Here is a 22,073-nt window from a genome sequence, read left to right as displayed (position 1 = left end):
ATCCTTGCATTCGTTGTCAAGTCTGCGCGTTGGTGCTCACGAATTAGAACATTCGCTGTGCTCCAATGCTCGTCTTTCCTAGACTTCAAGGATTTTCAATCACGCTGAAAGGTGAAAAAAGCTTGCAGAGAAATCTGCAAGCTTTTTTCTATGAACGTTTTTTATCAGCAAGGCGCTGCGCTTTTTGCGTATTGGCGAAATGGAGTTTTGTAAAGGTTCTGAGTGCAGATGCCCCTTTTTTGAGGATCAGCTTGGCGGCCGCTTCATCGACGTGCGGACCGGCCCCTTTTGGAAGCGTCATTCCTGCCGCGCGTGATAGTTTATCCATTTCCATTAAAAATGAATATCTTGCAATGATTGAAGCAGCGGCGACAGCCAGGTGAATACCTTCAGCTTTTGTGCTAAAATAGGTCCGCTCCTTCACAATGTCTCTGCCCTTTAAATGATTGAAGTAGACGCCTGGCTCAGCGAATTGGTCAATCAAAATGGCCTCAGGCTTTATTCCATCCATTTTCCTTAATAAATGGGTGATCGCCTGATTGTGCAGCAAAGCTTTCATTTTCCCTTGGCTCATGCCTTTTTCCTGCATGCTGTTATACTTTTCATTTTTTAAAACCAGCAGGCTATATGGAATAGTTTTGATCAGGTTTCGGGCAATCTCGATGATTTGCGGATCTTTTAAATCTTTAGAATCCTTAACACCGAGTTCCTTCATTAAAGGAAGCATGGTTTTGTCGACGTACGCGCATACAACCGTCATTGGGCCAAAGTAATCTCCGGTTCCGACTTCGTCAGAACCGATAACAGACATTCCGGCGATATCTGCCGGAGGGGCATAGCGGGGATCAGCCGGCTTTTTGGCCGGTTTCTTCTTTTCCTGAGGCTCAGCTGTTCCCCAGCGCGCGGATTCTGCCGCTGCGTTTTTACCTTGAAACAGGACCTTGCCTGATTGATATGCTGTAATGGTACAGCCGGGCGGTTTCGCCTGAAAAACGGCTCCCTGTGGAACAGAGGCGGTAAGCGAACCGCTGTACGTCATTTTCATTTGGTCAATAGCAGACAACGATACTTTTATCACTGAATGGGACACGTAATAATCTCCTTTTTTTACACTTTTCACTGTATATACCAGTGTATCATAACAGCGGGAGGCTCGTCTTTCCATTCATTTAATAAACGTGTTATGATAAGAACTAGGATTCTCGCGGAATGGAGGAGAAACGTTGTCTGACGGCAAAAAAACAAAAACAACCGTTGACATTTACGGCCAGCACTTCACGATTGTCGGTGAAGAAAGCAGAGCCCATATGAGGTATGTCGCCGGAATTGTTGATGATAAAATGAGAGAAATCAATGAAAAAAATCCATACCTTGATATAAATAAACTTGCAGTGCTGACAGCGGTAAATGTGGTGCACGATTATGTTAAGTTACAAGAGAAATGTGAAAAACTGGAGCGTCAGCTTAAAGAAAAGGATTGAACAACTATGCTGGATATCATCATCTTAATCTTGCTCCTGATGGGGACTTTACTGGGGTTAAAACGCGGTTTTATCCTGCAGTTTATCCGCTTGACGAGCTTTATTTTATCGATCGCCTTTGCGGCTTTATTCTATAAAAATGTGGCGCCGCATTTAAAGTGGATTCCCGCACCCGACTTTTCAGCGGGACAGCCGGCTCTTTCTTTTTTTACGGGAAATTTAGAAGCGGCCTATTATAATGCGATTGCGTTCATCGTTTTATTTATCATCGCTAAAATCTTACTGAGAATCATCGGCTCGTTCTTGAGTATTGTCGCCGGCATTCCGGTGATCAAACAAATCAACCAGTTGCTGGGCGCCGTTCTCGGTTTTCTAGAAGTCTATTTATTTACATTTGTGCTGTTGTATGTCGCATCCGTTCTGCCGGTAGATGCGTTGCAGCAAATGATGGGGCAATCGTCTCTCGCAAATGTGATCATTAACCATACACCGTACTTGTCAGGGCTTTTAGAAGAGCTGTGGACACAGTACGGGGCATAAAAAACTTCTCTTGTCCGGAGAAGTTTTTTTCGAGTATGATGGAAACATATGTGAACGTCTGGGGGTTATTGTATGCATAAAAAAGATATTATCCGGCTGCTTGAAACCATCGCAGTCTATATGGAACTAAAGGGGGACAACCCGTTTAAAGTATCCGCATTCCGAAAAGCAGCGGCAGCCCTGGAACAGGACGACCGAAGCTTATCAGAAATGGACGATATGATGTCGCTGTCCGGCATTGGAAAAGGAACGTACAGCGTCATTAAGGAGTATATAGATGAAGGAAAGTCAAGCACGCTTGAATCGTTGCAGAAAGAAGTGCCGGAAGGACTCGTCCCTTTATTGAAGCTGCCGGGGCTCGGCGGCAAAAAAATCGCAAAGCTGTATAAAGAGCTCGGCGTACATGATGCAGAATCTCTGAAGGAAGCCTGTGAACAGCAAAAAGTGCAAGGCCTTGCGGGCTTTGGCAAAAAATCAGAAGAAAAAATATTACAGGCGCTCGGGGAAGCCGGAAAACAGCCTGAGCGGTTCCCGATCGGGTACGCCCTCCGGATCGCGCGAGATATTGAGGAGCATCTTTCTCAATTTACGCATATCATCAAATTTTCTCGTGCCGGAAGTCTTCGCAGAGCGCGGGAAACGGTGAAGGATTTGGACTATATCATTGCTACAGATCAGCCGGCTGAAGTAAGGGAACAGCTTCTTGCACTGCCAAACATCAAAAGCGTGATCGCGAGCGGAGATACGAAGGTGTCCGTCATCCTTTCCTTTGAATATGAAACGAGCGTCGATTTCCGTCTTGTGACGGAAGAGCAGTTTCCGACAACACTCCATCATTTTACGGGATCAAAGGATCACAACATTAAGATGCGCCAAATCGCAAAAGAACGCGGCGAGCGGATCAGTGAATACGGCGTTGAGACAGTTGAAACCGGTGAGATCAAAACATTTCCGAGCGAACGTGAATTTTATGCGCACTTCGGCCTGCCGCTGATTCCGCCGGAAATTCGTGAAAGCGGACAGGAAGTGGAAACCTACAGCGATAGCATTGAGCTGATAGAGCTCGGGCAAATCAAGGGAGATCTCCACATGCACTCAACGTGGAGCGATGGTGCGTTTTCGATCAGAGAGATGGCTGAAGCATGCATCAAAAAAGGCTATCAATACATGGCGATCACCGATCACTCACAATATTTAAAGGTCGCCAACGGGCTTACTGCAGAAAGACTTAAACAGCAGGCAAAAGAAATTGACGCGCTGAATGCTGAGTTCGAAAACTTCCGTATCTTAAAAGGTGTCGAGATGGATATCCTGCCTGACGGTACGCTCGATTATGATGACGATGTGCTGGCGGAAATGGATATCGTTATTGCATCGATTCACTCAAGTTTTAATCAGCCGGAACACGTGATTATGAAACGGCTTGAGACGGCACTGACAAACAAACATGTTGACATTATCGCACACCCGACCGGACGCCTGATCGGCAGACGGGCCGGTTATGAAATCGATATTGATAAGCTGATTGATCTTGCGAAAAAAACAAATACGGCGCTTGAACTCAACGCTAACCCTGCGCGCCTCGATCTGCGCACAGAGCATTTACTGAAAGCAAACGAACAAGGGGTTACATTGGTGATTAATACTGATGCCCATAATATTGAGATGTTAGACGATATGAAAACTGGCGTTACTGCCGCGCGCAAAGGATGGACGGAAACGAAAAACGTTCTGAATGCCCGGTCGCTTGAAGACGTAGAGGCATTCCTGAAGCGCAACGATTAAGTAAGGAGGCTCACACAATCGTGCAGCAAAAAGTATTATCAGCTCTTGAATTTCATAAAGTGAAAGAACAGGTTATTGAGCATGCCGCTTCATCGCTCGGAAAAGAAATGCTTCTCCAGCTTAAGCCTTCTGCTTCTATAGACGAAATCAAAAAACAGCTGGATGAAGTAGACGAAGCTTCTGCCATTATCCGGCTGAGAGGCCGAGCGCCGTTTGGCGGTCTTGTTGATATCAGAGGAGCATTAAGACGAGCGGAAATCGGCAGCGTTCTCAGTCCTTCAGAATTCACTGAAATCTCAGGCCTGCTTTATGCAGTTAAACAGATGAAACATTTTATCACCCAAATGGCTGAAGACGGTGTTGACATTCCGCTGATCCATCAGCACGCTGAACAGCTTATCACGCTGTCCGATTTAGAACGGGACATTAATTCCTGCATCGATGATCACGGAGAAGTGCTTGATCATGCATCGGAAAAATTGAGAGGAATCCGCACGCAGCTCAGAACACTCGAATCGAGAATCAGGGACCGGTTAGAGTCAATGCTGCGTTCCTCTTCCGCTTCAAAAATGCTGTCTGATACGATTGTTACGATTCGGAATGACCGCTTTGTAATCCCGGTCAAACAGGAGTACAGATCAAGCTACGGCGGAATTGTGCACGATACTTCGTCCTCCGGCGCAACACTATTCATTGAACCGCAGGCAATTGTAGATATGAACAATTCCCTTCAGCAGGCGAAAGTGAAAGAAAAGCAAGAAATCGAACGGATTTTGCGTGTGCTGACAGAGAAAACGGCAGAGCATACAGAAGAGCTATTTCTAGATTTGCAAGTGTTGCAGACGCTTGACTTTATTTTTGCAAAAGCAAGATATGCAAAAGCGGTCAAAGCGACAAAACCGATGATGAACGACACTGGCTTTATCCGTTTAAAAAAAGCTCGCCATCCATTGCTTCCGCCTGATCAGGTTGTTGCCAATGACATTGAGCTTGGCGGCGATTTTTCAACCCTTGTCATTACAGGTCCAAACACCGGGGGGAAAACAGTCACCCTTAAAACGTTAGGCCTGTTAACCTTAATGGCACAATCAGGTCTTCATATCCCGGCAGATGAAGGGTCAGAAGCGGCGGTATTTGAGCACGTATTCGCTGATATCGGTGATGAACAGTCGATTGAGCAAAGCTTAAGTACGTTCTCATCCCATATGGTGAACATTGTCGGCATTTTAGAACAGGTCAATGAAAACAGCCTTGTGCTTTTCGATGAACTTGGTGCAGGGACAGATCCGCAGGAGGGGGCGGCCCTCGCCATGAGCATCCTGGATGACGTGCATCGCACCAATGCACGAGTGTTAGCTACGACGCATTATCCGGAATTGAAGGCGTACGGCTATAACAGAGAAGGCGTCATGAATGCGAGCGTTGAATTTGACATCGAAACGCTGTCACCAACCTATAAACTTTTAATTGGTGTGCCGGGACGAAGCAACGCTTTCGAAATTTCAAAACGCCTTGGACTTCCAGACCATATCATCGGGCAGGCGAAGTCAGAAATGACGGCTGAGCATAACGAAGTTGATACAATGATTGCGTCGCTGGAACAAAGCAAAAAACGTGCGGAAGAAGAGCTTTCTGAGACAGAATCGATCAGAAAAGAAGCGGAAAAACTGCACAAAGAGCTGCAGCAGCAAATCATCGAGCTTAACAGCAAAAAAGACAAAATGCTCGAGGAGGCTGAACAGCAAGCGGCTGATAAAGTAAAAGCGGCAATGAAAGAAGCCGAAGATATTATTCATGAATTGCGCTCCATAAAAGAAGAACACAAATCCTTCAAGGATCACGAGCTGATCAACGCGAAGAAACGGTTAGAAGGCGCAGTTCCTACCTTTGAAAAGTCCAAAAAACCGGAAAAAACGAAAACGCAAAAACGTGACTTCAAGCCAGGTGATGAGGTAAAAGTCCTCACCTTCGGGCAAAAAGGAACATTGCTTGAAAAAACCGGCGGCAATGAATGGAATGTACAAATCGGCATATTAAAAATGAAAGTAAAGGAAAAAGATCTGGAGTTTATCAAATCAGCTCCGGAGCCAAAAAAAGAAAAAATCATTACGGCGGTCAAGGGAAAGGATTATCACGTATCGCTTGAGCTTGATCTACGCGGCGAACGCTATGAAAATGCCCTCAGCCGTGTTGAAAAATATTTGGACGATGCAGTGTTAGCCGGATATCCTAGAGTGTCAATCATTCACGGAAAAGGAACCGGCGCTTTAAGAAAAGGCGTGCAGGATCTTCTGAAGAACCACCGCAGCGTCAAAAGCTCCCGTTTCGGTGAAGCAGGCGAGGGAGGATCAGGCGTTACGGTTGTTGAACTAAAATAAAAGGGAGTATGGCCATGAGTGATTTTTGGGAAAACGAGCTTGTGGAAATCGCGGCGTATTACAGTGTCGCGGTTCTCTGCCTCGTCCTCTTTTTGACTGTGTTTGAGCTGGTGACGGCTTATAAAAACTGGGAAGAGATTCAAAAAGGAAATCTTGCGGTGGCAATGGCAACCGGCGGAAAAATTTTAGGAATCGCAAACGTATTCCAGCATTCCATCTCCCAGCACAATTCGCTGCTGCAAATGATCGGCTGGGGCGTTTACGGATTTGTTATGCTTCTTTTAAGCTACTTTATTTTTGAGTTTTTGACTCCACGGTTTAAAATTGATAAGGAAATCGAAAATGATAACCGGGCTGTCGGCTTTATTTCATTTGTCATTTCTGTCGGGCTTTCATTTGTGGTGGCAGCCGGAATATAAGGGGACGGAGAATAGATGGAAAAGCTTGCAAAAGTACTGCTCGCCGCGGCGGGAATCTTTTTATTAATTGGTCTTATATATCTGTTCGTATGATGAGAAAAAGAAAGATTTACCTTTCTTTTTCTTTTTTTTGCCGTCCATCTGCTATAATGATAGGGTGGAACTCTAAAATCGAAAGGGGGAGGTTTTATGCAGTCTCAAAAGCCGTGGCTTGCCGAGTATCCCGACGATATCCCGCATGAGCTTCCGTTGCCGAATAAAACCCTGCAATCCATCCTGACAGACTCCGCCGCACGATTCCCTGACAAAACCGCAATATCTTTTTATGGAAAAAAACTCACCTTTCATGACATTCTGACGGATGCTCTTAAACTCGCAGCTTTTTTGCAGTACAATGGCCTGCAAAAAGGAGACAGAGTGGCTGTTATGCTGCCCAATTGCCCACAAACAGTGATTTCTTATTATGGTGTCTTGTTTGCTGGCGGCATCGTGGTGCAGACGAACCCGCTTTATACCGAGCATGAGCTTGAATATCAGCTCAGAGACGCTGAAGTAAGTGTGATCATCACCTTAGATTTGCTTTTCCCGAAGGCATTAAAAATGAAAACGTTATCAATAGTCGAACAGATTTTGATCACCAGCGTAAAAGACTATTTGCCTTTTCCGAAAAATGTTCTTTACCCGCTCACGCAAAAACAAAAAGTGCATATCGACTTTGACAAAACAGCTAACATTCACACGTTCGCTTCCAGTTTGAAGCAGGAAAAAACTGAACTCCTGACAATTCCGAAGATCGATCCTGAGCATGATATCGCTGTCCTCCAGTATACCGGGGGAACAACCGGAGATCCCAAAGGGGTCATGCTTACGCACCAAAATATTTTGGCCAATACTGAAATGTGCGCCGCTTGGATGTTCGATGTGAAGGAAGGCGCTGAAAAAGTGCTGGGCATTGTCCCGTTTTTTCATGTCTACGGACTGACGGCAGTCATGAACTATTCGATTAAACTAGGCTTCGAAATGATTCTTCTTCCTAAGTTTGATCCGCTTGAAACACTTAAAATCATCGACAAACACAGACCGACGCTCTTTCCAGGGGCACCGACAATTTACATTGGCCTTTTGCATCACCCCGAATTGCAGCATTATGATCTATCATCCATTAAAAGCTGTCTTAGCGGATCAGCCGCGCTCCCTGTGGAGGTAAAGCAGAAATTTGAAAAGGTGACTGGCGGAAAACTTGTGGAAGGCTATGGTTTGTCAGAGGCATCCCCAGTGACGCACGCCAACTTTATCTGGGGGAAAAACAAGCCGGGCAGTATCGGCTGTCCTTGGCCGAGTACGGACGCCGCGATCTATTCTGAAGAGACGGGTGAGCTTGCCGCTCCGTATGAGCATGGAGAAATCATTGTAAAAGGTCCGCAGGTCATGAAAGGATATTGGAACAAACCAGAGGAAACCGCCGCTGTTCTGAGAGATGGCTGGCTGTTCACCGGGGACATGGGCTATATGGATGAAGAAGGTTTTTTCTATATTGCTGACAGGAAAAAGGATATCATCATTGCCGGAGGTTACAATATTTACCCGCGTGAAGTAGAAGAAGCGCTTTATGAACATGAAGCCGTCCAGGAAATTGTCGTCGCAGGTGTGCCCGACTCCTACAGGGGAGAAACAGTAAAAGCATTTGTCGTATTAAAGAAAGGCGCAAATGCCGATGCAGAAGAACTGGACGCCTTTGCGAGATCCCGACTGGCGCCATACAAGGTGCCCAAAGCCTATGAGTTCAGAAAAGAGCTGCCGAAAACGGCGGTCGGAAAAATTTTAAGAAGGCGTTTACTTGAAGAAGAAGCGGAAAATCATCATATCAAATAAAAAAGAACGCCTATGAATAAACTTGACAAACCCGAAAATCCTTCTTATCATGAAATTATGAATGAATAGTCATTCATTTCTATAGGAAGGAACGATGAACATTGAAGCAAAAACGGCCAAAGTATATGCAGATTATTGATGCAGCAGTAGAAGTCATTGCGGAAAACGGCTACCACCAGTCACAGGTATCCAAAATTGCCAAACAAGCCGGAGTAGCGGACGGCACCATCTATCTCTATTTTAAAAACAAAGAAGATATTTTAATTTCTCTTTTCAAAGAAAAAATGGGCCAATTTATTGAGCGGATGGAAGAGGACATTAAAGAAAAAACAACAGCGAAGGAGAAATTGGCGCTTGTGATTTCAAAGCATTTTTCCCTTTTAGCTGGTGACCATGATCTCGCGATTGTCACTCAGCTTGAACTACGCCAATCCAACTTGGAGCTGCGCCAGAAAATCAACGAAATATTAAAAGGCTACTTGAATATTTTAGATGGCATTTTGACGGAAGGCATACAATCAGGCGAAATAAAAGAAGGCCTCGATGTCCGCCTCGCCCGGCAGATGATTTTTGGAACGATTGACGAAACCGTGACAACTTGGGTGATGAATGACCAAAAGTACGATCTTGTTGCGCTTTCAAACAGCGTTTTAGAATTATTGGTATCCGGAATTCACAATAAGTAAAGGAGTTCTGTCCTATGAATGCAATTTCACTTGCGGTGGATCAATTTGTGGCAGTCTTGACGATTCACAATCCGCCGGCAAACGCGCTTTCCAGCCAGATATTAGAAGAGCTGTCTTCCTGTCTTGATCAATGTGAGACAGATGCAGGCGTACGAAGCATTATCATTCACGGCGAGGGAAGATTTTTCTCAGCCGGCGCTGATATTAAAGAATTCACATCGTTTAAAGGCAATGAGGATTCCTCATTGCTTGCTGAGCGCGGCCAGCAGTTAATGGAGAGAATCGAAAGCTTTCCAAAACCGATTATCGCAGCGATTCACGGCGCTGCTCTCGGAGGCGGGCTGGAGCTTGCAATGGCCTGTCACATCAGAATCGCGGCAGAAGATGCTAAGCTGGGGCTCCCCGAGCTTAACCTTGGTATCATCCCGGGTTTTGCAGGAACACAGCGTCTTCCGAAATATGTCGGTACAGCCAAGGCACTAGAGCTCATCGGCTCAGGAGAACCGATATCCGGAAAAGAAGCGCTTGATCTCGGACTTGTCTCAATTGGAGCAAAAGATGAGGCAGAAGTGCTTGAAAAAGCAAAAGCACTTGCCGCTAAGTTTGCAGAGAAAAGCCCGCAAACGCTTGCGTCTTTGCTTGAGCTTCTTTATTCCAACAAGGTGTATTCCTACGAAGGAAGCTTAAAGCTTGAAGCAAAACGATTTGGGGAAGCATTTGAGTCAGATGACGCCAAGGAAGGCATCCAGGCATTTCTCGAAAAAAGAAAGCCTCAGTTCAAAGGCGAATAAAAGGGGATATGATCATGAATCTATTTGTACTGATGAAACGGACGTTTGATACAGAGGAAAAAATCGTCATTGAAGCAGGAAAGATTCAGGATGACGGAGCGGAATGGATCATTAATCCATACGACGAGTATGCAATAGAGGAAGCCATCCAACTGAAGGAAAAGCACGGCGGTTCGATCACCGCCGTCACGGTCGGCGGTGAAGAAGCGGAGAAAGAGTTGCGTACTGCGCTTGCCATGGGATGTGACCAAGCCGTTTTAATCAACATAGAAGATGATCTCGAAGAACCCGACCAATACTCCATTTCTCAAGTTTTATACCATTATATGAAGGATCAGGAGTTTGACTTGATTCTCGGCGGAAATGTTGCCATTGACGGAGGCTCAGGACAAGTGGCGCCTAGGCTTGCCGAGCTCCTGGACATTCCGTGTATCACTACGATCACCAAACTCGACATCAACGGAACTGATGCAGAAGCAGAAAGGGATGTCGAAGGAGATGTTGAAAAAATCAAAACGACGCTTCCATTGCTTGTCACAGCTCAGCAGGGCTTAAACGAGCCGCGCTATCCATCACTTCCGGGAATTATGAAGGCTAAGAAAAAGCCGCTTGAAGAGCTTGAGCTTGATGATCTTGACCTGGACGAGGAGGACGCCGAACCAAAGCTGAAAACCATTGAACGTTTTCTGCCGCCGAAAAAAGAAGCCGGGAAGCTTCTGCAGGGAGAGCCTGCCGAACAGGCAAAAGAGCTTGTCTCATTGCTCCGCAGCGAAGCTAAAGTCATTTAAAGCTTGGACATTCAAAGAAACAGGGGGATGTTAGAATGGGAAAAAAAGTGATCGTACTCGGAGAAATACGCGACGGAGAATTGCGGAATGTCACCTTTGAAGCAATAGCTGCAGGAAGGACCATTTCAGGCGATGGAGAAGTTATCGGTGTTCTGATCGGCGAAAATGTACAAAGCATTGCACAAGAACTTATCCACTACGGAGCAGATAAAGTTCTCACAGCCGAGGATCCGAAGCTGAAATCATACACGGCAGACGGATACAGCCAGGTCATGAGAGGTGTGATTGAGCAAGAAAAGCCTGATTCAGTCATATTCGGGCATACGGCAATGGGGAAGGACCTTTCGCCGAAGCTTGCTGCCCGGCTGCAAACAGGCTTAATTTCTGATGCTACAGATGTAAGCGTTACCGGAGGGAATGTTGTGTTCACACGCCCGATTTACTCGGGGAAAGCTTTTGAAAGGGTCATTTCCACCGATCCGATGATTGTTGCAACGATTCGCCCTAATAACATTCAAGCCTTAGAAAAAGACACAAGCAGGTCGGGAAACATCGAAAGCGTTGATGTTTCTCTAACTGATCTCCGTACCGTGATCCAAGAGGTCGTGAAAAAAACAGCCGACGGTGTTGATCTTTCTGAAGCGAAAATTATCGTTGCGGGCGGCCGCGGAGTCAAAAGCAAGGAAGGATTTCAGCCGCTGGAGGAGCTTGCTGAGGTCCTAGGAGCCGCAGTCGGGGCTTCTCGCGGTGCATGTGACGCTGATTATTGCGATTACGCTCTCCAAATCGGGCAGACCGGGAAAGTCGTCACCCCGGATTTGTACATTGCATGCGGCATTTCCGGCGCCATTCAGCATTTGGCCGGCATGTCAAACAGCAAGGTGATCGTCGCCATCAATAAAGACCCTGAAGCCGACATCTTTAAAATAGCCGATTACGGCATTGTCGGAGATTTATTTGAAGTCGTCCCGTTATTAACTGAGGAATTCAAACAGTTGAATATACACTCATAAAGAAAACCCGGACTTTTAAAGTCCGGGTTTTTTACATTTATAAATACATACGTACAAATATAAATACGATAGAAAATATCGTTGACATGTACGAACATATATAATATGGTTACTTTAAAAGCGCTTACATTCATGCTGACTCCTCAGGCAAACGACAGATCACATATTTGACTGTGGTGCTTTTCATATTCGTATGAAAGGAATGATCAGAGGCATGTCTGAACATCAAGCAGTGATTCAAACAGATATCGTAAAAGGAACCATTAACAAAAATATATACGGTCATTTTGCTGAGCATTTAGGAAGAGGGATTTATGAGGGGATATGGGTCGGGACGGACTCAGACATTCCCAATATCAACGGAATACGAAAGGACGTGCTGGAAGCGCTCAAACAGCTGCATATTCCTGTTCTCAGGTGGCCGGGCGGGTGTTTTGCGGACGAATACCATTGGGCAAACGGTGTCGGTGACCGTAAAACAATGCTTAACACTCACTGGGGCGGTACAATTGAATCAAATGAATTCGGAACGCATGAATTTATGATGCTTTGCGAGCTGCTTGAATGCGAGCCATATATTTGCGGCAATGTCGGAAGCGGAACCGTTCAGGAAATGGCGGAATGGATTGAGTACATGACATTTGAAGAAGGCACGCCCATGTCAGACTGGAGAAAACAAAATGGAAGAGAAGAGCCTTGGAAGCTGAAATATTTTGGCGTAGGCAATGAAAACTGGGGCTGCGGCGGCAACATGCATCCCGAATACTACGCAGATTTGTACCGCCGTTTTCAGACTTATGTCCGCAATTACAGCGGGAATGAAATTTATAAAATTGCAGGCGGCGCAAATGTCGATGATTTTAACTGGACGGACGTGCTTATGAAAAAAGCCGCTGGCCTGATGGACGGGTTGAGTCTTCATTATTACACGATTCCGGGTGATTTCTGGAAGGGCAAAGGATCAGCCACAGAATTCACGGAGGATGAATGGTTCATTACAATGAAAAAAGCCAAATACATCGATGAATTGATTCAAAAACACGGCACGATTATGGACCGGTACGATCCGGAGCAGCGGGTCGGGCTGATTATTGATGAATGGGGCACGTGGTTTGATCCTGAGTCAGGCACGAATCCAGGTTTCCTTTATCAGCAAAACACCATACGTGATGCACTGGTGGCGGCTTCCCATTTTCACATTTTCCATCAGCATTGCCGCCGGGTGCAAATGGCCAACATCGCTCAAACAGTAAACGTTCTTCAAGCGATGATTTTGACTGAGAGAGAGCGGATGCTTTTGACACCGACGTACCATGTGTTTGATATGTTTAAGGTGCACCAGGATGCTTCTCTTTTAGATACAGAGGTATTGTGTGCCGACTATGAATGGAAGGGTGAAACGCTCCCGCAAATCAGCATGTCAGCGTCAAAACAAGCTGGAGGCGATATCAATATCACGATTTGCAACATCGATCACCAAAACCAAGCAGAGGCTGAGATCGAGCTGAGAGGCCTGCAAAAGCAAGCGGATCATTCCGGAATCATTCTTACGGCAGAAAAAATGAATGCACATAACACGTTTGACGATCCTCATCACGTCAAACCGGAAGCGTTCAGACAATACACGCTCAGCAAAAACAAACTGAAAGTAAAACTCCCGCCAATGTCAGTCGTCTTGCTTACGGTGCGTGCTGATTCGTAATCGCGAGACGCCGGCGCTTTTTCATGTTTTAAAACAGCATCAAAAGGGCATGGTAAAGTACATGACAGTGAAGAGGAGATGTTATCCCATGCTTCGTACTATTCTAATGATTATCGGGGCTATTGTAGTAATCGGGGCCATTATCAGATTCGTGTTTTAATAAAAGTGACACATCCCATTCAACCCGGATAAAAATGAGTAAACCGGTTATGATCAGGAAAAAATATTTGTAAGCATTAAGATAGCGTGAACGAATGGGAGATGCTATACTAAAAATCATCATTTCACATTGGAGGAATTCAATAATGGCTATCGTAAAAGCAACTGATCAATCTTTCTCAGCTGAAACAAGCGAAGGCGTCGTACTGGCAGACTTCTGGGCTCCTTGGTGCGGACCTTGTAAAATGATTGCACCTGTTCTTGAAGAACTGGATCAAGAAATGGGCGACAAACTGAAAATCGTAAAAATCGATGTAGACGAAAACCAAGAAACAGCTGGAAAATACGGCGTTATGAGCATCCCGACACTTCTTATCTTAAAAGACGGAGAAGTAGTTGAAACTTCAGTCGGTTTCAAACCGAAAGAAGCGCTTCAAGAGCTTGTAAACAAACATCTTTAATTTTCGGCTGCTTACATGCCAGAGCGATTCCGATTGAGGGATCGCTTTTTTTATTCGCCAATTGTGAATCATAGAGAAAAACAAACGTTCGTGTTAAACTGGAAACAAAGGATTAAATATAAGGAAGGGTACCATATGAACAAACAACTGAAAGAAAAACTCGCCCTCCTTCCCGATCAACCGGGTTGTTATCTCATGAAGGACCGGCAGCAGACTGTGATCTACGTAGGAAAAGCAAAGGTGCTGAAAAACAGAGTGCGCTCCTACTTCACCGGTTCTCACGACGCGAAAACCCAAAGGCTTGTGACGGAAATCGAGGATTTTGAATATATCGTGACGTCCTCCAATCTTGAAGCGCTTATTTTAGAAATGAATCTGATCAAAAAGTATGATCCGAAATACAACGTCATGCTCAAAGACGACAAAACCTATCCTTTCATAAAACTCACCCATGAACGCCACCCAAGGCTGATTGTCACCCGCAATGTCAAAAAAGACAAAGGGCGATATTTTGGGCCGTACCCGAATGTACAGGCAGCAAGGGAAACAAAAAAATTGCTCGACCGTCTGTACCCTCTCAGAAAATGCTCCAAGCTGCCGGACAGAGTGTGCCTTTACTATCATCTGGGCCAATGTCTTGCTCCGTGCGTAAAGGACATTTCCGAAGAGACGAACAGAGAGCTGGTTGAAAGCATTACCCGTTTCTTAAGGGGCGGCTATAATGAGGTCAAAAAAGAGCTCGAAGAAAAAATGCACGAAGCCGCTGAGAATCTTGAGTTTGAACGGGCAAAAGAGCTTCGTGACCAGATCGCCCATATTGAATCAACGATGGAAAAACAAAAAATGACGATGAACGATCTAGTCGACCGGGATGTATTTGCGTACGCATATGACAAGGGCTGGATGTGCGTGCAGGTCTTTTTCATCCGCCAAGGAAAGCTCATTGAGCGCGATGTCAGCATGTTCCCGCTTTATCAGGAAGCGGATGAAGAGTTCCTTACATTCATCGGACAGTTCTATTCAAAAAACAACCACTTCCTTCCGAAGGAGATTTTAGTTCCGGACAGCGTAGATCAATCCATGATCGAGCAGCTGCTGGAAACAAACGTTCACCAGCCGAAGAAGGGCCAGAAAAAAGAACTGCTCATGCTGGCCCATAAAAATGCGAAAATCGCACTGAAAGAAAAATTCTCCTTAATCGAACGGGACGAGGAGCGTTCAATTGGGGCTGTACAGAAACTCGGTGAGGCATTGAATATTTATACGCCGCACAGAATTGAAGCGTTTGATAACTCAAACATACAGGGGACAAACCCGGTTTCCGCGATGATCGTGTTTATCGACGGCAAACCGTACAAAAAGGAATACCGCAAATATAAAATCAAAACCGTTACAGGACCGGATGATTACGGTTCTATGAGAGAGGTCGTCAGAAGACGCTACACGAGAGTGCTTCGTGAAAATCTGCCGCTGCCTGATCTGATCATCATTGACGGAGGAAAAGGGCAGATCAACGCTGCAAGGGATGTCATTGAAAATGAACTCGGCTTGGATATCCCGATCGCCGGTTTAGCGAAAGACGAAAAGCACAGAACCTCAAACTTACTGATCGGGGAGCCGCTGGAGGTGGTGTATCTGGAGCGAAACAGCCAGGAATTTTATCTCCTACAGCGCATTCAGGACGAGGTGCACCGTTTTGCAATCAGTTTTCACAGGCAAATCCGCGGAAAAAGCGCGTTTCAATCCGTATTGGATGATATCCCGGGTATCGGAGAGAAAAGAAAGAAAATGCTGTTAAAGCATTTCGGTTCCGTTAAAAAAATGAAGGAAGCAAGCCTTGAGGACATCAAAAAAGCGGGTGTTCCCGCTGCGGCGGCTCAGCTCCTTTACGATAAATTGCAAAAATAATGTTGTCCTTTTCAATAAGATCTGATAAAATGTGAACTAATTTCATAGTTAGATCGTGTTATATGGTGAAGATAGAGGTGCGAACTTCAAGAGTATGCCTTTGGAGAAAGATGGATTCTGTGAAAAAGGCTGAAAGGGGAGCGTCGCCGAAGCAAATAAAACCCCATCGGTATTATTTGCTGGCCGTGCATTGAATAAATGTAAGGCTGTCAAGAAATCATTTTCTTGGAGGGCTATCTCGTTGTTCATAATCATTCATGATGATTAATTGATAAGCAATGAGAGTATTCCTCTCATTGCTTTTTTTATTGTGGACAAAGCGCTCTTTCTCCTCACCCGCACGAACCAAAATGTAAAGGGTGGTAATACATGGGTCTTATTGTACAAAAATTCGGAGGTACTTCCGTCGGCTCAGTCGAAAAAATTCAAAATGCGGCAAACCGCGCGATTGCAGAAAAACAGAAAGGCCATCAAGTCGTTGTCGTCGTGTCAGCTATGGGAAAATCCACTGACGAATTGGTCAGCCTTGCAAAAGCCATTTCTGACCAGCCGAGCAAACGCGAAATGGACATGCTGCTGGCGACAGGCGAACAGGTCACGATTTCACTCCTCTCAATGGCATTGCAGGAAAAAGGATATGACGCCGTGTCTTATACTGGCTGGCAGGCGGGAATCCGTACGGAGGCCGTTCACGGAAACGCCAGAATTACAGATATCGACACATCGGTTTTAGCAGACCGGCTTGAAGAAGGAAAAATCGTCATTGTTGCAGGATTTCAAGGCATGACAGAGGATTGTGAAATTACGACATTGGGCCGTGGCGGTTCAGATACAACAGCAGTAGCTTTGGCTGCCGCTTTAAAAGCTGATAAATGTGACATATATACAGACGTGCCCGGCGTGTTTACAACCGATCCGCGCTATGTGAAATCAGCGAGAAAACTTGCCGGCATCTCATACGATGAAATGCTTGAGCTTGCCAATTTAGGCGCCGGCGTTCTTCATCCGAGAGCTGTTGAGTTCGCGAAAAATTACCAAGTGCCGTTAGAAGTGCGTTCAAGTACAGAAACCGAAGCGGGGACATTAATTGAGGAGGAATCATCCATGGAACAGAATTTAATTGTCAGAGGCATTGCATTTGAAGATCAAATCACAAGGGTAACCATTTACGGGCTGACTAGCGGCCTGACAACGTTGTCTACTATTTTTACGACACTTGCCAAAAGAAACATAAACGTGGATATCATTATCCAAACGCAGGCCGAGGACAAGACTGGAATTTCCTTCTCTGTCAAAACAGAGGATGCAGACCAAACTGTTGCGGTGCTTGAAGAGTATAAAGACGCGCTGGAATTCGAGAAAATCGAGACAGAAAGTAAATTGGCCAAAGTATCCATTGTCGGATCAGGCATGGTCTCAAATCCCGGTGTAGCGGCTGAAATGTTTGCTGTACTGGCGCAAAAAAACATTTTAATTAAAATGGTCAGCACATCTGAAATCAAAGTGTCAACCGTCGTAAGCGAAAACGATATGGTGAAAGCAGTCGAATCGCTTCACGATGCATTTGAGCTTTCAAAACACCCTTCAGCTGTGTAATGATAATCAAAAAGGCGGGACTATGCAGTCACCGCCTTTTTGATTACACTGGGTCTTTCATATCCCATTTCACAGTCAGAACCACTTTATCGGCTCTCTTTTTCACTTGTTCATATGATTCGGCAATCTGATCATTCATCAATTGAATTTGTTCAGCGATAAAACCAGCTTCCAGCTGAAAGCAAGGTTCTTTCTGATGTTTAAGCCGGTTGGAAATGATCGGCCCTTCAAGTTCAAATTCAAGCTCCTGTTTTTTAGCGCTTACGTTGGTGAGGGTTCCCCAGCCCGCTTCTTCAAAGAAGGCCGGAAATTCCTCCCATGATTCAAGAGGAAACTTACGGGCGAGATGTTTTCCTGCCCAATACATCATGGAAGAGTAATCTTGGCCAAGCATATCTGGGAGAACGATCTCTCGTATTAGTTCGTAGGCATAGGCGTTCATTTCAATTTCTTTTAGGTTGTCAATAGATGCTTCAAATTTAGACTTCATATCTGTCTCCCCTCTCTCCTGCGTATATTATAGCTCAAACAGGGGGGAGGATTACAGAATGATCCTGTAATTCTTATGAAAAATTAAGCGAGAAATATATATTGATAAAATAAAATTTTTCAATCAACTAATCAATTCGGAAAATTATAATTTATGTACGCGTTTTCTTGACGCCCTTTTGAGGGAGGAGTAAAATGAAATTGTCAATAAATCTTAATAAAGTGCTTACAATTGAAAGAAGTGGAGGAAGAGATTTAGCACATTTCGCACTTATCAAACAGGGGGTAAAGTAATGTCTGGGAACAGAGAGTTTTATTTTCGAAGATTGCATTCCTTGCTTGGCGTCATACCGGTCGGCATCTTTCTCATTCAGCATTTAGTCGTCAACCAGTTTGCCGCAAGGGGCGCTGAAGCATTCAATAGCGCTGCTCATTTTATGGATAGCCTGCCTTTCAGGTATGCCTTGGAAATTTTTATTATCTTCTTACCATTAATTTATCATGCAGTTTATGGTGTGTACATAGCGTTTACTGCGAAAAATAACGCAGGCCAATACAGCTATATGAGAAACTGGCTATTTGTCCTGCAGCGTGTAACCGGTATCATCACTCTTATTTTCGTCAGCTGGCACGTGTGGGAGACCCGCATTGCCGCACAAATGGGCGCTGAGGTCAATTTCGACATGATGGCGAATATTTTGAGCTCTCCGGCTATGCTTGGCTTTTACATTGTCGGTGTTTTATCAACAATTTTCCACTTCTCGAACGGTTTATGGTCTTTCGCTGTTACATGGGGCATCACGGTCACGCCTCGTTCTCAAAGAATTTCGACATACGTTACGCTGATTATTTTTGTTGCACTGTCATACGTAGGCTTAAAAGCGATTTTTGCATTTGTTTAAGAGTACTAGATTACTAGAGGGAGAGGGGCTATCATGAGTCAATCAAGCATTATCGTAGTCGGCGGAGGTCTTGCCGGCCTCATGGCGACAATTAAAGCAGCGGAATCAGGAATGGCGGTTAAGCTGTTTTCCATCGTTCCTGTCAAACGTTCTCATTCAGTTTGTGCGCAAGGCGGCATAAACGGAGCGGTCAATACAAAAGGGGAAGGTGACTCTCCGTGGGAACATTTTGATGACACGGTATACGGGGGAGACTTTCTTGCCAACCAGCCGCCGGTTAAGGCAATGTGTGAAGCGGCGCCTTCGATCATCCACTTATTAGACCGGATGGGTGTTATGTTTAACCGGACGCCTGAAGGTCTGCTTGATTTCCGTCGATTCGGGGGTACACAGCATCACAGAACGGCTTATGCGGGTGCGACGACGGGACAGCAGCTGCTTTATGCACTGGACGAGCAAGTGCGCAGATACGAAGTTGCGGGTCTGGTCACAAAATACGAAGGCTGGGAATTCCTTGGCGCTGTATTAGATGATGACAGAACCTGCCGCGGAATTGTTGCGCAAAACCTGACAAACATGCAAATTGAATCCTTCCGTTCTGACGCGGTCATTATGGCGACGGGCGGACCGGGGATCATTTTTGGAAAATCAACGAACTCCATGATTAATACAGGATCTGCTGCTTCAATCGTTTATCAGCAGGGAGCGTACTATGCAAACGGAGAATTCATTCAAATCCACCCGACAGCCATCCCGGGCGATGACAAACTAAGACTGATGAGTGAATCAGCGCGTGGTGAAGGCGGCCGCGTGTGGACATATAAAGACGGCAAACCGTGGTATTTCCTGGAGGAAAAATATCCGGCATACGGAAACCTGGTGCCGCGTGATATTGCGACACGTGAAATATTTGATGTGTGTGTGAATCAGAAGCTTGGCATTAACGGTGAAAACATGGTCTATCTCGATCTGTCTCATAAAGATCCGAAAGAGCTGGATATTAAGCTTGGCGGCATCATTGAAATTTATGAGAAATTCATGGGAGACGACCCGCGCAAGCTTCCAATGAAAATCTTCCCGGCGGTCCATTATTCTATGGGCGGTTTATGGGTGGATTACGATCAAATGACAAACATCCCTGGACTGTTTGCGGCTGGGGAATGTGATTACTCTATGCATGGAGGCAACCGCTTGGGAGCGAACTCCCTGCTGTCTGCGATTTATGGAGGCATGGTGGCCGGACCGAACGCGGTGAAATATGTAAACGGCTTAGAATCTTCAGCGGAAGACATGTCTTCTTCTTTATTCGACGCTCACGTTAAAAAAGAAGAAGAAAAATGGGCTGATATTATGAGCATGGACGGAACCGAAAATGCCTATGTTCTTCACAGAGAGCTCGGTGAGTGGATGACGGCGAACGTAACGGTTGTCCGCCATAATGACAAGCTTTTGAAAACGGACGACAAAATTCAGGAATTAATGGAGCGCTTTAAAAAGATCAACATCAATGACACGACAAAATGGAGCAACCAGGGGGCGATGTTCACACGCCAGTTCTCGAACATGCTCCAGCTTGCAAGGGTGATTACCCTTGGCGCTTACAACCGTAATGAAAGCCGGGGCGCCCATTATAAACCGGATTATCCTGAACGTAATGATGATGAATGGCTCAAAACAACAATGGCTAAACATGTAAGCCCGTATGAAGCGCCGGAATTTGAGTATCAGGATGTCGATGTATCACTGATAACGCCTCGGAAACGGGATTACTCGAAGAAGAAGGTGGCGAAATAATCATGAGTGAACAAAAAACCATACGATTTATTATCACACGTCAAGATACAGCCGACAGCACGCCTTACGATGAAGAATTTGAGATTCCATACCGCCCGAATCTGAACGTCATTTCCGCTCTGATGGAAATCCGTCGGAATCCGGTTAATGTCAAAGGTGAAAAGACAACCCCTGTCACATGGGATATGAACTGTCTTGAGGAAGTATGCGGCGCATGTTCAATGGTCATAAACGGAAAACCCCGCCAGTCTTGTACGGCTCTTATCGACCAGCTTGAGCAGCCGATTCGTTTAAAACCAATGAAAACATTCCCAGTCGTTCGTGATTTGCAGGTTGACCGCAGCAGAATGTTTGATTCATTGAAAAAGGTAAAAGCGTGGATACCGATTGACGGCACGTACGATCTAGGACCGGGACCGAGAATGCCGGAAAAACGCCGTCAATGGGCATATGAATTATCGAAATGCATGACGTGCGGCGTCTGCCTCGAGGCCTGCCCGAATGTGAACAGCAAATCGAAGTTCATGGGGCCTGCACCGATGTCTCAAGTCCGCCTGTTTAACGCACATCCGACAGGCGCCATGAATAAATCTGACCGATTAGAAGCACTAATGGATGAAGGCGGCCTTGCAGATTGCGGCAACTCGCAAAACTGTGTCCAATCCTGTCCGAAGGGCATTCCGCTTACCACTTCGATTGCAGCCTTAAATAGAGACACAAACTTACAAGCGTTCCGCAATTTCTTTGGAAGCGACAGAGTATAAGAAGAAAAAACCTCTTCCGCATGGGAGAGGTTTTTTTAAACAATAAGGAGATGAAAAAAATGAAGCTTCCCGCTTATATTGATATGCCATTTCCAGAATGGAAAAGATCCTTTTCTTTTTTTAATGAGGTATCCGTAAGATTTTCCGAGACGGACATGTTTGGGCATATGAATAATGTAACCCCTTTTATATATTTTGAGGAGGCGCGAATTTCTTATTTTAAAAAGCTGAATATGATGAGTGAAAACAAACAGACCATGACAGTTGTGGCAAGCCAGCAGTGCGATTATTTGCGCCAAGTCATGCCTTATGAAGAGCTGCGTATCTATGTGAAAACAAGCGCTGTCGGCAGTTCATCTCTTACCTTGCATTATCTCGGAGAGAACCACAAAGGCGAACCTTGCTTCACCGGAGCAGTCGTGATGGTTCAAGTCTCGAAGGAAAGCGGCAAGGCTGTCAGCTGGACGGATGATGAGAAAGAAACGCTTCTCCATACACGTTAAACTAATTCTCTTGTAAACGTCACCTCCTGCGCCCTTCTTACA

20 protein-coding genes and 1 riboswitch are annotated in these 22,073 nt (G+C 45.4%); of the genes, 18 read left to right on the top strand and 2 right to left on the bottom strand.

What is annotated here, in order from left to right; all coding sequences use genetic code 11:
- Nucleotides 1-148: 148 nt before the first annotated feature.
- Nucleotides 149-1,090, bottom strand: a complete 942-nt coding sequence (gene rnhC / locus C1T29_RS16245; protein ID WP_103749927.1) for a ribonuclease HIII — start codon at nucleotides 1,088-1,090, stop codon at nucleotides 149-151.
- Between the two features lie 133 nt (nucleotides 1,091-1,223).
- Between rnhC and zapA the strand changes: the two genes are divergently transcribed.
- The 14 genes from zapA to C1T29_RS16175 all read left to right on the top strand — a co-directional run bounded on the left by zapA (nucleotide 1,224) and on the right by C1T29_RS16175 (nucleotide 17,579).
- Nucleotides 1,224-1,481, top strand: coding sequence for a cell division protein ZapA (zapA, locus tag C1T29_RS16240; protein WP_003229534.1), 258 nt, complete (start codon nucleotides 1,224-1,226; stop codon nucleotides 1,479-1,481).
- A gap of 6 nt (nucleotides 1,482-1,487) precedes the next feature.
- Nucleotides 1,488-2,021 (top strand): CvpA family protein, encoded by a 534-nt coding sequence (locus C1T29_RS16235; RefSeq protein WP_014664899.1) that lies wholly within the window; start codon nucleotides 1,488-1,490, stop codon nucleotides 2,019-2,021.
- Nucleotides 2,022-2,093: 72 nt separating this feature from the next.
- Nucleotides 2,094-3,806 (top strand): DNA polymerase/3'-5' exonuclease PolX, encoded by a 1,713-nt coding sequence (polX, locus tag C1T29_RS16230; protein ID WP_095432391.1) that lies wholly within the window; start codon nucleotides 2,094-2,096, stop codon nucleotides 3,804-3,806.
- Between the two features lie 20 nt (nucleotides 3,807-3,826).
- On the top strand, nucleotides 3,827-6,184 hold the full coding sequence (locus C1T29_RS16225; RefSeq protein ID WP_103749928.1) for an endonuclease MutS2: 2,358 nt from the start codon (nucleotides 3,827-3,829) through the stop codon (nucleotides 6,182-6,184).
- 14 nt (nucleotides 6,185-6,198) lie between these two features.
- Complete coding sequence (locus C1T29_RS16220; protein WP_003222485.1) at nucleotides 6,199-6,603, top strand: DUF350 domain-containing protein; 405 nt, start codon at nucleotides 6,199-6,201, stop codon at nucleotides 6,601-6,603.
- Nucleotides 6,604-6,792: 189 nt separating this feature from the next.
- Nucleotides 6,793-8,475, top strand: a complete 1,683-nt coding sequence (gene lcfA, locus C1T29_RS16215; protein WP_103749929.1) for a long-chain-fatty-acid--CoA ligase LcfA — start codon at nucleotides 6,793-6,795, stop codon at nucleotides 8,473-8,475.
- A 101-nt stretch (nucleotides 8,476-8,576) separates the two neighbouring features.
- Nucleotides 8,577-9,161 (top strand): fatty acid metabolism transcriptional regulator FadR, encoded by a 585-nt coding sequence (gene fadR / locus C1T29_RS16210; protein ID WP_095432388.1) that lies wholly within the window; start codon nucleotides 8,577-8,579, stop codon nucleotides 9,159-9,161.
- 14 nt (nucleotides 9,162-9,175) lie between these two features.
- Nucleotides 9,176-9,952, top strand: coding sequence for an enoyl-CoA hydratase (locus C1T29_RS16205; protein ID WP_103749930.1), 777 nt, complete (start codon nucleotides 9,176-9,178; stop codon nucleotides 9,950-9,952).
- Nucleotides 9,953-9,966: 14 nt separating this feature from the next.
- Nucleotides 9,967-10,740, top strand: a complete 774-nt coding sequence (gene etfB, locus C1T29_RS16200) for an electron transfer flavoprotein subunit beta (protein WP_014664893.1) — start codon at nucleotides 9,967-9,969, stop codon at nucleotides 10,738-10,740.
- Between the two features lie 35 nt (nucleotides 10,741-10,775).
- Entirely contained in the window at nucleotides 10,776-11,753 is a 978-nt protein-coding gene (etfA, locus tag C1T29_RS16195) for an electron transfer flavoprotein subunit alpha (protein WP_069839677.1), read from the top strand.
- Nucleotides 11,754-11,967: 214 nt separating this feature from the next.
- Complete coding sequence (gene abfB / locus C1T29_RS16190) at nucleotides 11,968-13,455, top strand: alpha-L-arabinofuranosidase AbfB (RefSeq protein ID WP_103749984.1); 1,488 nt, start codon at nucleotides 11,968-11,970, stop codon at nucleotides 13,453-13,455.
- Nucleotides 13,456-13,760: 305 nt separating this feature from the next.
- Entirely contained in the window at nucleotides 13,761-14,075 is a 315-nt protein-coding gene (gene trxA / locus C1T29_RS16185; RefSeq protein ID WP_014664890.1) for a thioredoxin, read from the top strand.
- Nucleotides 14,076-14,210: 135 nt separating this feature from the next.
- Nucleotides 14,211-15,983: an excinuclease ABC subunit UvrC gene (uvrC, locus tag C1T29_RS16180; protein ID WP_069150012.1), complete on the top strand. Its 1,773-nt coding sequence runs from the start codon at nucleotides 14,211-14,213 to the stop codon at nucleotides 15,981-15,983.
- A 64-nt stretch (nucleotides 15,984-16,047) separates the two neighbouring features.
- Nucleotides 16,048-16,227, top strand: a riboswitch (Lysine riboswitch).
- 125 nt (nucleotides 16,228-16,352) lie between these two features.
- Nucleotides 16,353-17,579, top strand: a complete 1,227-nt coding sequence (locus C1T29_RS16175) for an aspartate kinase (RefSeq protein WP_014664888.1) — start codon at nucleotides 16,353-16,355, stop codon at nucleotides 17,577-17,579.
- A gap of 43 nt (nucleotides 17,580-17,622) precedes the next feature.
- On the opposite strand, the gene C1T29_RS16170 is transcribed toward C1T29_RS16175, so the two are convergent.
- Nucleotides 17,623-18,069, bottom strand: a complete 447-nt coding sequence (locus C1T29_RS16170) for a YslB family protein (protein WP_003222508.1) — start codon at nucleotides 18,067-18,069, stop codon at nucleotides 17,623-17,625.
- 292 nt (nucleotides 18,070-18,361) lie between these two features.
- Between C1T29_RS16170 and sdhC the strand changes: the two genes are divergently transcribed.
- Genes sdhC through C1T29_RS16150 form a run of 4 tightly spaced genes read left to right on the top strand, consistent with a single transcriptional unit; the run spans nucleotide 18,362 to nucleotide 22,031 of the window.
- A complete protein-coding gene (gene sdhC, locus C1T29_RS16165; protein WP_003222512.1) occupies nucleotides 18,362-18,970 on the top strand; it encodes a succinate dehydrogenase cytochrome B558 in 609 nt (202 codons plus the stop codon).
- Nucleotides 18,971-19,003: 33 nt separating this feature from the next.
- On the top strand, nucleotides 19,004-20,764 hold the full coding sequence (sdhA, locus tag C1T29_RS16160) for a succinate dehydrogenase flavoprotein subunit (protein ID WP_014664887.1): 1,761 nt from the start codon (nucleotides 19,004-19,006) through the stop codon (nucleotides 20,762-20,764).
- 2 nt (nucleotides 20,765-20,766) lie between these two features.
- Nucleotides 20,767-21,528, top strand: coding sequence for a succinate dehydrogenase iron-sulfur subunit (gene sdhB / locus C1T29_RS16155; protein ID WP_069839675.1), 762 nt, complete (start codon nucleotides 20,767-20,769; stop codon nucleotides 21,526-21,528).
- A 59-nt stretch (nucleotides 21,529-21,587) separates the two neighbouring features.
- Nucleotides 21,588-22,031 carry an acyl-CoA thioesterase gene (locus C1T29_RS16150; protein WP_040082240.1) on the top strand — a complete coding sequence of 148 codons (444 nt, stop codon included), beginning with the start codon at nucleotides 21,588-21,590 and terminating at the stop codon, nucleotides 22,029-22,031.
- The last annotated feature ends 42 nt before the right edge of the window (nucleotides 22,032-22,073 follow it).

This window comes from Bacillus sp. MBGLi79 (assembly GCF_002953915.1).
Note: the sequence above shows the minus strand (reverse complement) of the source record. Positions and strands in the feature narration are given on the sequence as shown.

Bases quoted from the DNA above. Each gene is read 5' to 3' on its own strand.
- C1T29_RS16235 (WP_014664899.1), top strand. From the start codon at position 1,488: ATGCTGGATATCATCATCTTAATCTTGCTCCTGATGGGGACTTTACTG.
- uvrC (WP_069150012.1), top strand. From the start codon at position 14,211: ATGAACAAACAACTGAAAGAAAAACTCGCCCTCCTTCCCGATCAACCG.
- trxA (WP_014664890.1), top strand. From the start codon at position 13,761: ATGGCTATCGTAAAAGCAACTGATCAATCTTTCTCAGCTGAAACAAGC.
- etfB (WP_014664893.1), top strand. From the start codon at position 9,967: ATGAATCTATTTGTACTGATGAAACGGACGTTTGATACAGAGGAAAAA.
- sdhA (WP_014664887.1), top strand. From the start codon at position 19,004: ATGAGTCAATCAAGCATTATCGTAGTCGGCGGAGGTCTTGCCGGCCTC.
- C1T29_RS16170 (WP_003222508.1), bottom strand. From the start codon at position 18,069: ATGAAGTCTAAATTTGAAGCATCTATTGACAACCTAAAAGAAATTGAA.
- sdhC (WP_003222512.1), top strand. From the start codon at position 18,362: ATGTCTGGGAACAGAGAGTTTTATTTTCGAAGATTGCATTCCTTGCTT.
- C1T29_RS16220 (WP_003222485.1), top strand. From the start codon at position 6,199: ATGAGTGATTTTTGGGAAAACGAGCTTGTGGAAATCGCGGCGTATTAC.
- C1T29_RS16175 (WP_014664888.1), top strand. From the start codon at position 16,353: ATGGGTCTTATTGTACAAAAATTCGGAGGTACTTCCGTCGGCTCAGTC.
- sdhB (WP_069839675.1), top strand. From the start codon at position 20,767: ATGAGTGAACAAAAAACCATACGATTTATTATCACACGTCAAGATACA.
- abfB (WP_103749984.1), top strand. From the start codon at position 11,968: ATGTCTGAACATCAAGCAGTGATTCAAACAGATATCGTAAAAGGAACC.
- polX (WP_095432391.1), top strand. From the start codon at position 2,094: ATGCATAAAAAAGATATTATCCGGCTGCTTGAAACCATCGCAGTCTAT.
- etfA (WP_069839677.1), top strand. From the start codon at position 10,776: ATGGGAAAAAAAGTGATCGTACTCGGAGAAATACGCGACGGAGAATTG.
- C1T29_RS16150 (WP_040082240.1), top strand. From the start codon at position 21,588: ATGAAGCTTCCCGCTTATATTGATATGCCATTTCCAGAATGGAAAAGA.
- lcfA (WP_103749929.1), top strand. From the start codon at position 6,793: ATGCAGTCTCAAAAGCCGTGGCTTGCCGAGTATCCCGACGATATCCCG.
- C1T29_RS16205 (WP_103749930.1), top strand. From the start codon at position 9,176: ATGAATGCAATTTCACTTGCGGTGGATCAATTTGTGGCAGTCTTGACG.